Consider the following 15,111-nt stretch of genomic DNA (forward strand, 5'->3'; position numbering starts at 1 on the left):
AAACTGCGCGCTTTCTTTTTGCTGCAGGTCACTTTATGAACGTTCTTTTCGCCATTGCCGTCACCACCGGGATCCTGTCCGGCGTTTGGGGATGGGTTGCCGTCAGTCTGGGCCTGATCGGTTGGGCCGGTTTTCTCGGCTGCACGGCCTATTTTGCCTGCCCGCAGGGCGGCCTGAAAGGGCTGTTGATCGGCGCGTTGACCTGCTGCAGCGGCGTTTTCTGGGCAATGGTCATCATCCACGGCAGTGAACTGGCGCCGCAATGGAATTTGCTGGGGTATCTGCTGACCGGCGCCGTGGCGTTCTTGATGTGCATACAGGCCAAACAGCAATGGCTGGGGTTCGTGCCCGGCACCTTTATCGGCGCCTGTGCGACCTTCGCCGGCGGCGGCGACTGGCCGCTGGTGACGCTCTCTTTGCTGGTGGGCCTGCTATTCGGCTATGCGATGAAAAACAGCGGGCTGTGGTGGGCGGCGCGCAGCGAAAAAGCCCGCGCTGCACAGCCGGTCAGCCGGCATACCGGCTCAAACGGTGCCGCCGAGTGAGAGGCGGTAGTGCAGATCGAGACGCTCGGCGCTGGGCTCGCCCGCGATCCGCTGCAGCAACAGTTCACTGGCGGCCTTACCCATCTCAAAGCGCGGCGTGATCACGCTGGCGATGCCCGGCGTGGTTGCTTGGCCGATATCCAGACCGTGAAAACCCGATAGCGCAACCTCCTGCGGCACGCGCACGCCGAGACGCAGGCAGGCCTGCAACACGCCTACCGCCAAATCGTCGTTGGTGCACAGGATACCGTCCAACTGCGGGTAGCGTTCGCGCGCCATTGCCAGCATGTCGGCGCCGATCGAAACCGATGAGACCCGATGCGGCGTGATCTGGCGCGGCGTTTGCCCCTGAGCCGCCATGGCGCGGCAGTAACCCTGGTAACGTTTAGTGTCGCGGGCGTCGGACATGGCGCCAAAGTAAACGATATGGCGTTTGCCGCTGGCCAGCAGCGCGGCGGTCATGTCATACCCCGCCTGTTCATTGTCAAATCCCACCGCGATCCGCCCCGGCGGCGCGTCGAGATCCATCACCTGCGCGATGGGAATTTTCGCGGCGGCGAGATAGGTCTCCGCGCGTAAGGTGTGCGCCGAATCGGTGAGGATTAGCCCGGCGATTGGATAAGCCAGCAGTTGTGCAATCTGCTCTTCTTCCCGCGGCGGGCTGTAATCGTAGTTCACCACCAGCGTTTGATAACCCCGCGCCTGGGTGACGGATTCGATGCCGGCCAGCAGATCGGCGAAAATCTGGTTATTGAAAGAGGGGATCAACACGCCGATGCGCGGTTTTCTGCCGGCCTGTGCGGTATCGGCGTCAGTGATGTTCAGCTCCCGCATGACCTGCGCAATGCGTTCAGCGGTGTCGGCCGCCACTTTGTCCGGCGTGCGCAGAAAACGGCTGACGGTCATTTTGGTCACGCCGGCCAATTGCGCGATGTCCTGTAGCGTTACGCGGGGGTGTTTCATTCGGTAGCCTTAACGGGCGGCGCGGCAAGGGTGGATAGCGGTATGTTAACAAATCGATTTGGTGATAACAACGCATGCGATTTTATTGAAAGTGGCTATTTTTCAATTTGATAGGTTGGTTTTGTTCTCTCGCTGTCTGCGTGAGTTCACGTTAAGGGTAACAGGGTTTCGTAACATTATTTTCAGTGATTTCCATCACGTTTTTACCGGTAACAATCGGCTGAGATAGAGGCCTGTCCGATTGGAGGCCTGAAGGCCGGGAATTACCATGAACAACCTGTTTTCTCTGGATAACAAAACCGTCTTGATCACCGGCGCCTCGCGCGGCATCGGTTTTCTGCTGGCGCGCGGCCTGGCGCAGCAAGGCGCGCATATTCTGGTCAACGCCACCACCGAAGAACATGCCCGGCACGCCGCCGATCGCCTGCGCGAAGAGGGGCTGCGCGCCGACGCGGCGGCGTTCGACGTCACCGACTCTCAGGCGGTGCATGCCGCCATCGGCCGTATCGAAGCGGACATCGGCGCGATAGACGTGTTGATCAACAACGCCGGCATCCAGCGCCGTCATCCCTTCACCGAGTTCCCGGAGCAAGACTGGGACGACATCATCGCCGTCAACCAGAAGGCGGTCTTCATCGTGTCGCAGACCGTGGCCCGTTACATGGTGCCGCGCCGGCGCGGCAAGATAGTCAATATCGGCTCGATGCAAAGCGAGCTGGGGCGGGACACCATCACCCCTTACGCGGCGTCCAAAGGGGCGGTGAAAATGCTGACGCGCGGCATGTGCGTGGAGTTGGCGCGTTACAACATTCAGGTCAATGGCATCGCCCCCGGCTATTTCAAAACCGAGATGACGCAGGCGTTGGCCGACGACCCGGCCTTTACCGCCTGGCTGACCCAGCGCACGCCCGCCGCGCGTTGGGGGGATCCGCAGGAGCTGATCGGCGCGGCGGTGTTCCTGGCTGCCGACGCTTCCAGCTTCGTCAACGGGCAACTGCTGTTTGTCGATGGCGGCATGTCCGCCGCGGTGTAATCCCTCTTTCGTGGAGTGTTGAGATGAAAATTCAAACCCAGTCCTGCATGGTCAACGGCAAACGCGACGTGGCGGTGATCGCGCAAGAAGTGAATTATCAGGGGCAGGGCACGCTGGTGAAAATCCGCCGCGGCGGCATCTGCGGCTCGGACCTGCATTACTTTCAGGAAGGGAAGGTCGGCAATTTTCAGGTACGCCAGCCGATGGTGCTGGGCCACGAGGCGATCGGCGAGGTGGTCGCCAGCGATTCGCCGCAGCTGGCGATCGGGCAGAAGGTGGCGCTCAATCCCAGCAAACCCTGCGGGCAGTGCAAATATTGTCTGGCGCAGCAAAGCAATCAGTGCGTTGAAATGCGCTTTTTCGGCAGTGCGATGTATTTCCCGCACGTCGACGGTGCTTTCACCCAATACAAGGTGGTGGATAGTGCGCAGTGCATTCCTTACGCCGCCGATCGCGACGACAGGGTGATGGTATTCGCCGAACCGCTGGCGGTGGCGATCCACGCGGCGAAACAGCCCGGTGCGGTGAAGGGTAAAACGGTTTTCGTGTCCGGCGTCGGCCCGATCGGTTGTTTGCTGGTGGCGGCGCTGAAAGCGCTGGGCGCCGCCGAGATCGTCTGCGCCGATCTCAGCCCGCGCTGTCTGGCGCTCGCCGGCCAGATGGGGGCGGACCGCTGTCTGCATGCCGCAGACGACGATTTCAGCGTATATCAGCAACACAAAGGCTATTTCGACATTGCTTTCGAGGCAGCAGGGCATCCGACGTCGCTGCAGCGCTGCCTGGAAGTCACGCGCGCCAAGGGCACCGTCGTGCAGGTCGGGATGGGCGGCAGCTTCCCTGATTTCCCGCTGATGCTGTTGATCGCCAAGGAGTTGAATCTGCTCGGCTCCTTCCGCTTCGTGGAGGAATTCGCGCTGGCGGTGGCCTGGCTGGCCGGCGATGTGGTCGATCCGCTGCCGCTGCTGTCGGCGGAGTTCGCCGGGGACCAACTGGCGCAGGCGCTGGAGTTTGCCGGCGACAAGCGCCAGGCCGCCAAGGTGCAATTAGTGTTTTAGGGTAAAAGTCCGATGGCCGCAGGTGACGATCGTTGTCTATAGTGTAGGAACGCTTAATTTTTCAACCACGGAGATCTCACGATGGCAAGACATACGGATGCTGAGCAAACTACGCTGGATGACGATCTGAGAATGCTGACCGAAACGCTGGAAGAAGTGTTGCAATACAGCGGCGATCGCGCGGATCAGGCCTACATCGACATCAAGTCGCACGCCGAGCAGGCGCTGAGTGAGGTCAAGGCGCGCTGGGTGAACACCGGCGAATCCTACTATGCCCGCGCCAAAGAAGCGGTGCACCGCACCGACGACTATGTGCGGGATAAACCCTGGCACAGCGTGGGCATCGGCGCCACCGTCGGGCTGGTGCTGGGGCTGCTGCTGGCCCGCAAATAAATCACGAGCCGGGGGCGGCGCAAGCCGCCTCGTTCTTTTCTGCAGACTGTGTGCTTCATCCCGCTGTTTCTCCGATAGTTCTTCCATATCCCGCCTATACTTTCCGCTAGCCGCCGCAGGCGGGGCGCTATTCCCCTATTTTTTGTGCGGACGGATTGAGGCCATGTCGCCGCAGGTGTAAAGTGTTTGTGTATTTATTGTTTATTTTTTGTTCTAAATCAAATAATTATCTGGTGTAAACACCCAGGGATATACGGCGTTTTTGCGCTGGCGCAAAAGCCGTGAAAATAACACCTCATATAATACAGAGCGTAACTACAGGCGCGGCGTTCGTCGGCTGCGCCGGGGACGATCTCTGCTAACTGACTTGTGAGCGAACTATGTCGACAAGTGTTTTTAATCGCCGGTGGGCGGCTGTGCTGCTCGAGGCGCTGGCCCGCCATGGGGTGCGGCATGTTTGTATCGCTCCGGGATCGCGCTCCACGCCGTTGACGCTGGCCGCTGCGGCCAACCGATCTTTTATCTGTCATACCCACTTTGATGAACGCGGGCTTGGCCATTTGGCGCTTGGGCTGGCGAAGGCGGCGCGTGAGCCGGTAGCGGTGATTGTCACGTCCGGCACCGCGGCGGCGAACCTTTACCCGGCTTTAATCGAGGCCGGCCTGACCGGTGAGCGGCTGGTGTTTCTCACCGCCGATCGGCCGCCGGAACTGATCGACTGCGGCGCCAATCAGGCGATCCGTCAAAACGGCCTCTACAGCAGCCACCCGACGTTGGCGATCGATCTGCCGCGTCCTACGCCGGATATTCCGGCCGCGTGGCTGGCCTCCAGCGTCGACAGCGCGATGGCGCGCCTGCAGCACGGCGCGTTGCATATCAACTGCCCGTTCGCCGAACCGCTGTACGGCGGCGATGAACGTCAGTATGCCGATTGGTCCGCCGCGCTGGGCGGCTGGTGGCAGAGCGATCGGCCTTGGCTGCAGGAAAGCGAGACGCGTGCGGCGCCGTCGCCGCAGCCGGACTGGTTCTTCTGGCGGCAAAAACGCGGCGTGGTGCTGGCTGGCCGTATGAGCGCGGAAGAGGGCGCACAGGTGGCCGACTGGGCCGAGACGCTGGGCTGGCCGCTGATCGGCGATGTGCTGTCGCAGACCGGGCAACCGCTGCCCTGCGCCGATTTATGGCTCGCTCATCCGCAGGCGCAGCGCGTGTTGCAAGACGCGCAGCTGGTGGTGCAGTTCGGCGGCAGTCTGACCGGTAAACGCTTGCTGCAGTGGCAGGCGCAGTGTCGGCCGGAAGAGTATTGGGTCATCGACGAGCTGCCGGGGCGGCTCGATCCGGCCCAGCACCGGGGGCGGCGTCTGCGTGCCGGGGTGGCGCAGTGGTTGGCGCAGCATCCGGCGCAACCGCGCGCGCCGTGGGCCGCCGGGCTGGCGGTCTTGGCGGATAAGGCGCTGACGGCGGCGTCCACGCATCTGCACGATAACTTTGGCGAAGCGCAGCTGGCGCACCGCCTGCCGGAACTGCTGCCGGAGAACGGCCAGCTGTTTCTCGGCAACAGCCTGGTGGTGCGACTGATCGACGCGTTAACCACGCTGCCTGTCGCTTACCCGGTATTCAGCAACCGCGGCGCCAGCGGCATCGACGGTCTGATTTCCACCGCCGCCGGCGTACAGCGCGCCACCGCCAGGCCGACGTTGGCGGTGGTGGGCGACCTTTCCGCGTTGTATGACCTCAATGCGCTGGCGTTGTTGCGCCACTGTTCGGCGCCGACGGTGCTGATCGTCGTCAATAACAACGGCGGCCAAATTTTCTCGCTGTTGCCGACGCCGGACGAGGAGCGCCAACGCTTTTACTGCATGCCGCAGAACGTCGAGTTCAGCCACGCGGCGGCGATGTTCCAGCTTGACTACGCGCGGCCGGAAAACTGGCGCCAACTGCAACAGGCGGTTGAGCAAGGCTGGCGGCGCGGCGGCGCCACGCTGATAGAACTGCAGGTGTCGCCGAGCGCAGGGGCCGAGAGTCTGCAATTCCTGGTACAACAGATGGCGGTGCAATGATGCTGGCGACGCGAATTTTGCAACAGGGCGAAGCGGGGCGTCCGTGGCTGGTATGGCTGCACGGCCTGCTGGGCAACAACAATGAATGGCGGGTGATCGCCGCGCGTTGCCCGGAATGGCCGTCGCTGGCCATCGATCTGCCCGGCCACGGCGATTCCGTGGCGGTGAGCTGCCGCGGCTTCGACGACATCAGCGCGCAAATCGCCGCGACCCTGCAACTGCGCAATATTGAACGTTATTGGTTGGTGGGCTACTCGCTCGGCGGGCGCATCGCCATGTATCACGCTTGCCACGGCCGCCATGACGGCCTGCAAGGCGTGATCGTCGAGGGCGGCAACCCGGGGCTTGAGGACGAACAACAGCGCCGCGATCGTTGCGAGCAGGATGCGCGATGGGCGGCGCGTTTTCGAAGTGAGCCGATTGCCGAAGTCCTGGCGGACTGGTATCAGCAGCCGGTGTTCAAAGAGCTTAGCCATGTGCACCGCCAGGCGCTGATCGCCGCGCGTTCGGTCAACAGCGGCCCGGCGATTGCCGACATGCTCGAAGCCACCTCGCTCGGGAGACAGCCTTATCTGGCGCCGCAGCTGCGCCAACTGACCGTGCCGCTGCGGGTGCTGTGCGGTGAGAACGACCCCAAATTTCAACGGCTGGCGCGCGACGCCGGGTTGCCGTTGCGCATCGTGCCGCAGGCCGGCCACAACGCGCATCTGGCCAATCCGCAGGATTTCGTCGCCGAGCTGCAGACCTTTCTCGTTAACCCTGGTTAAAGGAACCGAACATGCTTTATCCGAATGAAGAACACCTGTATGCCGCCATCGCCTGGCAGGATTGCACCGGCGATTTCGAAGACATTCTGTATCACAAGTCCGCCGACGGCATCGCCAAAATCACCATCAACCGGCCGCAGGTGCGCAACGCGTTTCGTCCGCAAACGGTCAAAGAGATGATCGACGCGCTGGCCAACGCCCGTTACGACGACGGCATCGGCGTCATTATTCTGACCGGCGCCGGCGATAAGGCCTTCTGCTCCGGCGGCGATCAGAAAGTGCGCGGCGACTACGGCGGCTATCGCGACGACAGCGGCGTACATCACCTCAACGTGCTGGACTTCCAGCGCCAGATCCGCACCTGCCCGAAGCCGGTGGTGGCGATGGTGGCCGGCTATTCGATCGGCGGCGGCCACGTGCTGCACATGATGTGCGATCTGACCATCGCGGCGGATAACGCCATCTTCGGTCAGACCGGCCCGAAAGTGGGCTCGTTCGACGGCGGCTGGGGCGCGTCTTACATGGCGCGCATCGTCGGCCAGAAGAAGGCGCGCGAAATCTGGTTCCTGTGCCGCCAGTACGACGCCGCCGCCGCGCTGGACATGGGCCTGGTCAATACCGTCGTGCCGCTGGCCGATCTGGAAAAAGAGACGGTGCGCTGGTGCCGCGAAATGCTGCAGAACAGCCCGATGGCGCTGCGCTGCCTGAAGGCGGCGCTGAATGCCGACTGCGACGGCCAGGCCGGTTTGCAGGAGCTGGCGGGCAACGCCACCATGCTGTTCTACATGACCGACGAAGGGCAGGAAGGGCGCAACGCGTTCAACGAGAAGCGCCAACCGGACTTCAGCAAATTCAAGCGTAACCCGTAATGAGCGGGGCAAACCGCAGCGCGGCGCTATACCGTTACAGCCTGCCGATGGAGGCGGGCGTGGTGCTGCGCAATCAACGGTTGAAAACGCGTGACGGATGGGTGGTGCAGCTGCGTCAGGGCGAGCGTGAAGGTTGGGGCGAGATCGCGCCGCTGCCGGAATTCAGCCGGGAAACGCCGGCGCAGGCCGAACAGGCCGCGTTGGGCTGGCTGCAGGCGTGGTTGGCGGGCAACGAACCGGAGCACAGCGCGCTGCCCTCGGTGGCCTTTGGGCTCAGCTGTGCGCAGGCCGAGCTGGAGCAGCGTTTGCCGATGCAGGCGGATTTTCGCAAGGCGCCGCTGTGCACCGGCGATCCGGATGAGCTGTTCGAGACATTGAGCGCTTTGCCGGGCGAGAAAGTCGCCAAGGTGAAGGTGGGGCTGTATGAGGCGGTGCGGGACGGCATGATCGTCAACGTGTTGCTGGAGGCGCTGCCGGATCTGCGGCTGCGGCTGGACGCCAACCGCAGCTGGACCCGCGCCAAGGCCGACGGCTTCGCCAGGTACGTTAACCCGGCGTGGCGCGATCGCATCGCCTTCCTGGAAGAGCCCTGCAAGACCCGTGATGAATCGCGCGACTTCGCCCGGGCGACCGGTATCGCCATCGCCTGGGATGAGAGCGTGCGGGAGGCGGACTTTGTGGTGCAGGCCGAGCCGGGCGTGGCGGCCATCGTGATCAAGCCGACGCTGGTCGGCAGCCTGGCGCGTTGCCAGACGCTGGTGGCGCAGGCGCACGCGGCGGGCCTGACGGCGGTGATCAGCTCCAGCCTCGAATCCAGCCTGGGGTTGACTCAACTGGCGCGCATCGCCCATTGGCTGACGCCGGATACCGTGCCGGGCCTGGACACGCTGGGGTTGATGCAGGCGCAGGTGCTGCGCCCGTGGCCGGGCAGCGCGTTGCCGCTGCTGGATGTCTCGGCGCTGGAGTGCCTATGGCGCCGTTGAACGATTGGCCGTGGCGGCACTGGGCACGCACTCAGCCGCAGGCGACGGCGCTGATGCTCGGCGAACAACCGCTGAGCTGGCTGGCGTTGCAGAGCCAGGTGGATGAGCTGGCGGCGGATTTCCAGCATCAGGGCGTTGAACCGGGCTGCGGCGTGGCTCTGTGCGGTAAAAACAGCTATCCACTGCTGCTGGCCTATCTGGCGCTGTTGCAGTGCGGCGCACGCCTGTTGCCGCTCAATCCCGCCTTGCCGACGCCGCTGCTGGCGCAGCTGTTGCCGGAATTGGATATGACCTTTGTCTTCGGCCCGGACTCGTTGCCGGCGCTGCCGGAAGACGTGATTCGATTGACCCCGCCGTCGACAGAGCCGCGTTGGCCAGACCTGCCGACGTGGGATGCGCAGCGTCTGGCGACGCTGACGTTGACCTCCGGTTCCAGCGGCATGCCGAAAGCGGCCGCGCACAGCTATGCCAACCATCTGGCCAGCGCCGCCGGGGTGTTGGGGCTGATGGCGTTTCAGCGCGAGGATTGCTGGCTGCTGTCATTGCCGCTGTTTCACGTCTCCGGACAGGGCATTGTCTGGCGCTGGCTGGCGGCGGGCGCCCGGTTGGCGGTGCGCGAGATGCACCCGCTGAACGAGGCGTTGGCGGGATGCACGCATGCCTCGTTGGTGCCGACCCAGCTGTGGCGGCTGCTGGCGCAACCGCTGGCGGGTATGACGCTGAAGGCGGTGCTGCTCGGCGGCGCGATGATCCCGGTGGAACTGACCGAACGGGCGGAGGCGGCGGGGATCCGTTGCTGGTGCGGCTACGGGCTGACCGAACTGGCCTCCACGGTGTGCGCCAAGCGTGCCGATGCGCGGGCGGGCGTCGGCCTGCCGCTCGGCGGCTGCGAGGTAAAACTGGTGGATGAAGAGGTCTGGATCCGCGCCGACAGCCTGGCGCTTGGCTACTGGCGTCATGGCCATCTGCAGCCGTTGGCCGATGAGCAGGGCTGGTTCCCGACCCGCGATCGCGGCGCGATGATCGAGGGGGAACTGCGAATTCTCGGCCGGCTGGACAACCTGTTTTTCAGCGGCGGCGAAGGGGTGCAGCCGGAAGATATCGAACGCGTGCTGGCGGCGCATCCGCAGATCACACAGGCGTTTGTAGTGCCGGTGGCGGACGCCGAATTCGGCCAGCGGCCGGTGGCGGTGATCGACGGCGATCCGTCGCTGTCGCTGGCGACGCTGCTCGCCTGGTCGCAGGATAAGCTCGCCAATTTCCAACGCCCGACGGCATTGCTTCCGCTGCCTGACGAGCTGAAAAACGGCGGCATCAAGATTTCGCGCCGCCGGTTGCAGGCGTGGGTGGCGGAGCGCCTGCGTCAGGCATAAAAAAGCCGCCCGAAAGGGCGGCTGAGCGAATGATGACGGCGGGTTATTTCAGTCCCAACGCCTTGGCGACGCCGGCGCCGTAGTCCGGGTGCACCTTGGTGAACAGCTCGACCTGACGGCGCTGGATGTGTTCCGGCACCTGCGACAGTTCGCCGGCGATGCGGGTGAACATGCGCTGGTGCTCTTCGGCGCTCAGCAGGTTGAACAGCGCGCGCGGCTGGCTGTAGTAATCGTCGTCTTCACGATGATTCCAGTGGTCGGCCGCGCCTTCAATGCTCAGCGGCGGTTCGCTGAAGTCCGGCTGCTCTTGGAACAGGCCAAAGCTGTTCGGTTCGTAGGTTGCGCCGTTGCCGCTGTTGCCGTCCACGCGCATCGCGCCGTCGCGATGATAGTTGTGGAACGGGCATTTGGCGCCGTTCACCGGGATTTGGTGGTGGTTGACGCCCAGGCGGTAGCGGTGCGCATCGCCATAGGAGAACAGGCGGCCCTGCAGCATTTTATCCGGCGAGAAACTGATGCCCGGCACCACGTTAGCGGGGTTCATCGCCACCTGCTCGACCTCGGAGAAGTAGTTGTCGGGGTTGCGGTTCAGCTCGAAAAAGCCGACGTCGATCAGCGGGTAGTCGCCGTGCGGCCAGACCTTGGTCAGATCGAACGGGTTATACGGCGTCTGCGAGGCTTCGTGTTCCGGCATGATCTGGATCTGCAGTTTCCAGCGCGGGAAGTCGCCGCGTTTGATCGCATCGAACAAATCGCGCTGTGAGCTTTCGCGATCCTTGGCGATGATCGCTTCCGCTTCTTCATCCATCAGGTTTTCAATGCCTTGTTCGCAGCGGAAGTGGAATTTCACCCAGAAGCGCTCGTTGGCGGCATTGATAAAGCTGAAGGTGTGGCTGCCGAAACCGTGCATGTGGCGGTAGGACTTGGGAATGCCGCGATCGCTGAAGTCGATGGTCAGCTGGTGCAGCGATTCCGGCAGGTGAGAGAAGAAATCCCACTTGTACACCGGATTACGCAGGTTGGTATGCGGATCGCGTTTCACCACGTGATTAAGATCGGGGAATTTCAGCGGATCGCGCAGATAGAACACCGGCGTATCGTTGCCCACCAAATCCCAGTTGCCTTCTTCGGTATAGAACTTCATGGCGAAACCGCGAATGTCGCGTTCGGCGTCGGCCGCGCCGCGCTCACCGGCGACGGTGGAGAAGCGGATAAACATGTCGGTCTGCTTACCGATTTCGGAGAAGATCTTGGCGCGCGTGTAGCGGGTGATGTCATGGGTGACGGTAAAGGTGCCGTAGGCGCCGGATCCTTTGGCGTGCATGCGGCGCTCGGGGATGACCTCGCGGTCGAAGTGGGCCAGTTTTTCCAGGAACCACACGTCCTGCAACAGCATCGGGCCGCGTTTGCCCGCGGTGATCACGTTATTGTTATCGACAACCGGGGCGCCGGCTGCGGTGGTCAGTCCTTTCTTGCTCATCACTTGCTCCTTATCGTAGTGCAGTTAAGTAAAGACTCGGGCGGTTTAAGCGTTCATCAGCATAGTCCTTTGGCGGGGCTTCTTCCCCTGACCTTGGTCAAAGCCACTACTAGTTGTAGCCCTATTGCCGAGCGACGGCAAATAGGTCTCGGTTATCGTTGGCATCGCCTTGACGAATATGGATTTTTGTTTGCAAATTTTTACATTTATTTGATTATTGAAGAATTTTTTCGCTTTTATCCCTTAAATACTCATTGCGCTTTGGTATAGACTCATGACGTTATTATTTTACGTTGATTCGATCATTCGGTACGGATGACAAACCAGAGGGAAAGATGATGAAAAAGACTTGGGTCGCGTGCGCGGCAGGATTGCTGTTTGTGACCGGCGCGGCGAACGCCATCAGCGTGTCGGGCGAAGCCGGGCAACACTACACCAACCTGGGCGTTGGCATGAGCACCGGCTCTTCAGGTCTGGGCCTGACCGGCAACTGGGCGCGCAGCGACCACGACGGCAACGTCGGCAGCGTGGGCCTGAACTTCGGCGTGCCGCTGGGGCCGTTGACGGCGACCGTGGGCGCCAAAGCGCTGTACCTCAGCCCGAAAGACGGGAAGAGCGGCGGGGCGGTGGCGCTGGGCGGCGGCCTGGAGTGGGAAATTAACCGTTACTTCAGCCTGCACGGCGAAGGTTACTTTGCCCCTGAGTCTTTCACCAGCGGCGTGAAGGCCTATAACGAAGCCAGCGGCGGCCTGCGCTGGAAGTTCCGTCCGCTGAGCGTGGACGTGGGCTACCGTTACATGCAGATGGAAGGCAAAGACGGGCGTCGCGACAACACCCTGGCCGATGGCCCTTATGTCGGTGTCGGTCTGAGCTTCTGACGCTCAGCAAAAAGGGGCCATTGCGGCCCCTTTCTCTTTATCATTCTTTGTCTTTCGTCGCTTACCCGACCGCCGGCAGCATGCCGCTGGCGATGCCCAGTTGGATGGCGATCACCGTTACCCCACAGACGAACACCAGCGCCAGCGCAGGGGTGCCGCCCCAGACGCGATACTGCGCCTGATGCTCTTGGCGGGTTTTCCACACCAGCAGCGAAGGCAGCAGCAGCGCCAGCACCGACAGGGCGATGGCGGCGAAACCCAACGCCAGCACGAAACCGCGCGGATAGAACAGCGCGAAGGCCAGCGGCGGCAGGAAGGTGATGGCGCCGGTTTGCAGGCGGCCACGCACGTTATCTTGCCGCTTGAACAGGTCAGCCAGGAAATCGAACAGCCCAAGCGCAACGCCGAGGAACGAGGTCGCCAGCGCCAGATCGGCGAACAGGTGCACCGCCAGTTCAACGTGCGGCGAAGCTACTGCATCACGCACCGCCTGCAACAGGCCATTCAGCCCGGCCTGCTGCGCCAGAATGCCGACGAAGGTGTCGGAGCTGATACTGCCCAACGTCGCCAGCTGCCAGAAGATATAGGCGATCAGCGGGATGGCGCTGCCGATGATGAACACCCAACGCAGTTTGCGAATGTTGCCGCCCATGTAGTTGACGATGCTCGGCACGCTGCCGTGGAAGCCGAATGAGGTGAAGATCACCGGAATGGCCGATAACGCCAGGCCTTGCTCCAGCGGCAACGTCATCAGATTGGTCTGGTGGATATTCGGCAACATCAGGCCGAGCATCACCACCAGAAACACCACTTTCGCGCTGAACAGGATGCGGTTGAACAAGTCGACCGAGTGGGTGCCGATGCACACCACGCCGCCGGCCACCAGGGTGAACAGCAGGACGCCGAGCGACACCGGGAAGTCCTGTGATGTCCATTGGCTGATGCTGGTGGCGAGCAGTTCGCCGGCGCCGCTAATGTAGGCGGCGGTGAGGGCATACATCAGGAACATCATGCTAAAGCTGGTCAGCCACTGGCCGCCGCCGCCGAGATAACGTTTGGCGAGCGTGCCCAGACCGGTATCCGCCTGCTCATGCTGGTAAACCTCCACCAGTAACAGCGCGGTGTAACACATCAACAGCCACAGCCCGACCAGTAAGGCCAGCGTGACGCCGAAACCGACGCCGGCCGCCGCCAGCGGCATCGCCAGCATCCCGGCGCCAATGGTGGTACCCGCCACGATAAAAACACTGCCAAGAGTGCGATTCTTCACGTTTTTTCTCTACCAGCCGAAAGATTTTGAAAATTATAGGTAACGATTTATGAGGATGGCAGGATAGTGGAAGCCCTAATTTGTGTCAAACCGGCGTTACGCGCATTGTAAATTAAAGTTTACAACCTTGCGGGCGGCATGGCGCATGATGAACGACGCGATGGCGGAAATAATCCGACGGCGGCTAGTGAAAAGTTATTTACGGGCTTCTATAGTGGAATGACCAAAAAATGTGGGAGAGATCAATGTTAAGGGTGGAGATGCTCAGCACCGGCGATGAGGTGCTGCACGGGCAAATTATTGATACCAACGCCGCCTGGCTGGCGGACTACCTGTTCCAGCAGGGCGTGCCGATGAGTGGGCGGGAAACGGTAGGGGACAGCCTCTCTGCTTTGATCGAGATCCTGCAGGAACGCAGCCATATCGCCGATGTGCTGATCGTCAACGGCGGCCTGGGGCCGACCAGCGACGATTTGAGCGCGCTGGCCGCCGCGAAAGCCTGCGGCGTAGAGCTGATTGAACGGGCCGACTGGCTGGCGCGTATGGAAGCCTATTTCGCCGAGCGCGGGCGGCCGATGGCCCCTTCCAACCGCAAGCAGGCGCAGATCCCGGCCAATGCGGAAATGCTGGATAACCCGGTGGGCACCGCCTGCGGTTTCGCGTTGCAGCTGAACCAATGCCTGATGTTCTTCACCCCCGGCGTGCCTTCGGAATTCAAAGTGATGGTCGAACAGCAGATCGTGCCGCGTCTGCGCCAGCGCTTCACTTTGCCGGCGCCGCCGCTGTGCCTGCGTCTGACGACGTTCGGTACCTCCGAGAGCGATCTGGCCGCCGAACTGGACAGCCTGCCACTGCCGCCGGACGTGGTGCTGGGTTACCGCTCGTCCAGCCCGATCATTGAGCTGAAGCTGACCGGGCCGGAAAGCCGGCGCGCGGAGATGGAGCTGGCCTGGCGACGCGTGCGCGAGGTAGCGGGGGACAACTGCATCTTCGAAGGCACCGTCGGGTTGCCGGCGACGCTGACGCAGCGCCTGAATCAGCAAGGGCTGAAGCTGGCGTTGAGCGAGCAATTCAGCGGCGGCTTGATCAACCTGCAGCTGCAGAGCGAAGGCGCGCCGCTGGCGGGGGGAGAGCTGCTGCCGGCCCACTGCATCGAAACGCTGGAAACGACGCTGGCGCGCGCCCGCTCGCTGGCGGAATTGACCGGCGCGCCGTTGGCGTTGGCGGTCAGCGCCATGCGCGATGAGCAGGTGAGCATTGCGCTGCACACGCCGCGCGGCGGGATTGGCCAGACCGTGCGTTATCGCGCGTCGCGCCACGGGCTGCGGCTGCGGCAGGAGTCGGTGGCGATGCTGGCGCTGGATATGCTGCGCCGTTGGTTGAATGGGGGCCAGGCGTGCGGTAAAAACGCCTGGCTGGAGGTGGTGGAAATTATCGAGTGACGC

At 62.6% G+C, this 15,111-nt stretch carries 14 protein-coding genes; 11 read left to right on the forward strand and 3 right to left on the reverse strand.

Features of this window, described 5'->3' with window-relative positions; translation table 11 throughout:
- Window positions 1-35 precede the first annotated feature (35 nt).
- Window positions 36-545, forward strand: a complete 510-nt coding sequence (locus ACJ8PE_RS00970; protein ID WP_197760942.1) for a DUF1097 domain-containing protein — start codon at window positions 36-38, stop codon at window positions 543-545.
- Here the strand turns inward: ACJ8PE_RS00970 and ACJ8PE_RS00975 are convergent.
- A complete protein-coding gene (locus tag ACJ8PE_RS00975) occupies window positions 525-1,508 on the reverse strand; it encodes a LacI family DNA-binding transcriptional regulator (protein ID WP_273873606.1) in 984 nt (327 codons plus the stop codon). The genes ACJ8PE_RS00970 and ACJ8PE_RS00975 overlap by 21 nt on opposite strands.
- 268 nt (window positions 1,509-1,776) lie before the next feature.
- Between ACJ8PE_RS00975 and idnO the strand changes: the two genes are divergently transcribed.
- The 8 genes from idnO (at window position 1,777) to menE (ending at window position 10,038) form a co-directional block, all read left to right on the forward strand.
- A complete protein-coding gene (gene idnO / locus ACJ8PE_RS00980; RefSeq protein WP_099784650.1) occupies window positions 1,777-2,541 on the forward strand; it encodes a gluconate 5-dehydrogenase in 765 nt (254 codons plus the stop codon).
- Window positions 2,542-2,564: 23 nt separating this feature from the next.
- Entirely contained in the window at window positions 2,565-3,596 is a 1,032-nt protein-coding gene (gene idnD / locus ACJ8PE_RS00985) for an L-idonate 5-dehydrogenase (protein WP_033643851.1), read from the forward strand.
- Window positions 3,597-3,677: 81 nt separating this feature from the next.
- Entirely contained in the window at window positions 3,678-3,989 is a 312-nt protein-coding gene (gene elaB / locus ACJ8PE_RS00990) for a stress response protein ElaB (protein WP_033643850.1), read from the forward strand.
- 380 nt (window positions 3,990-4,369) lie between these two features.
- Window positions 4,370-6,046 carry a 2-succinyl-5-enolpyruvyl-6-hydroxy-3-cyclohexene-1-carboxylic-acid synthase gene (gene menD / locus ACJ8PE_RS00995; protein WP_197792601.1) on the forward strand — a complete coding sequence of 559 codons (1,677 nt, stop codon included), beginning with the start codon at window positions 4,370-4,372 and terminating at the stop codon, window positions 6,044-6,046.
- Window positions 6,043-6,813 (forward strand): 2-succinyl-6-hydroxy-2,4-cyclohexadiene-1-carboxylate synthase, encoded by a 771-nt coding sequence (gene menH / locus ACJ8PE_RS01000; RefSeq protein ID WP_033643848.1) that lies wholly within the window; start codon window positions 6,043-6,045, stop codon window positions 6,811-6,813. Before menD ends, menH begins: the two co-directional genes overlap by 4 nt.
- A gap of 11 nt (window positions 6,814-6,824) precedes the next feature.
- Window positions 6,825-7,682 (forward strand): 1,4-dihydroxy-2-naphthoyl-CoA synthase, encoded by an 858-nt coding sequence (gene menB / locus ACJ8PE_RS01005; protein WP_033639797.1) that lies wholly within the window; start codon window positions 6,825-6,827, stop codon window positions 7,680-7,682.
- Window positions 7,682-8,665 carry an o-succinylbenzoate synthase gene (gene menC / locus ACJ8PE_RS01010; protein WP_033651932.1) on the forward strand — a complete coding sequence of 328 codons (984 nt, stop codon included), beginning with the start codon at window positions 7,682-7,684 and terminating at the stop codon, window positions 8,663-8,665. Before menB ends, menC begins: the two co-directional genes overlap by 1 nt.
- The gene (menE, locus tag ACJ8PE_RS01015) at window positions 8,653-10,038 is read left to right on the forward strand and encodes an o-succinylbenzoate--CoA ligase (RefSeq protein WP_197760923.1); all 1,386 of its coding nucleotides are present in this window, start codon (window positions 8,653-8,655) and stop codon (window positions 10,036-10,038) included. Before menC ends, menE begins: the two co-directional genes overlap by 13 nt.
- A 43-nt stretch (window positions 10,039-10,081) precedes the next feature.
- On the opposite strand, the gene katA is transcribed toward menE, so the two are convergent.
- A complete protein-coding gene (gene katA, locus ACJ8PE_RS01020; protein ID WP_033651930.1) occupies window positions 10,082-11,518 on the reverse strand; it encodes a catalase KatA in 1,437 nt (478 codons plus the stop codon).
- A gap of 338 nt (window positions 11,519-11,856) precedes the next feature.
- On the opposite strand from katA, the gene ACJ8PE_RS01025 reads away from it, so the two are divergent.
- Window positions 11,857-12,396, forward strand: a complete 540-nt coding sequence (locus ACJ8PE_RS01025) for a YfaZ family outer membrane protein (RefSeq protein WP_033643844.1) — start codon at window positions 11,857-11,859, stop codon at window positions 12,394-12,396.
- Window positions 12,397-12,457: 61 nt separating this feature from the next.
- Here the strand turns inward: ACJ8PE_RS01025 and tyrP are convergent, their stop codons facing one another.
- Window positions 12,458-13,666 carry a tyrosine transporter TyrP gene (gene tyrP / locus ACJ8PE_RS01030; protein WP_099784638.1) on the reverse strand — a complete coding sequence of 403 codons (1,209 nt, stop codon included), beginning with the start codon at window positions 13,664-13,666 and terminating at the stop codon, window positions 12,458-12,460.
- 245 nt (window positions 13,667-13,911) lie between these two features.
- Between tyrP and ACJ8PE_RS01035 the strand changes: the two genes are divergently transcribed.
- Window positions 13,912-15,108: a nicotinamide mononucleotide deamidase-related protein YfaY gene (locus tag ACJ8PE_RS01035; RefSeq protein WP_033651929.1), complete on the forward strand. Its 1,197-nt coding sequence runs from the start codon at window positions 13,912-13,914 to the stop codon at window positions 15,106-15,108.
- Window positions 15,109-15,111 lie beyond the last annotated feature (3 nt).

The sequence above is a fragment of the Serratia sp. CY74737 genome (genome assembly GCF_052166775.1).
GTDB lineage: Bacteria > Pseudomonadota > Gammaproteobacteria > Enterobacterales > Enterobacteriaceae > Serratia > Serratia ureilytica.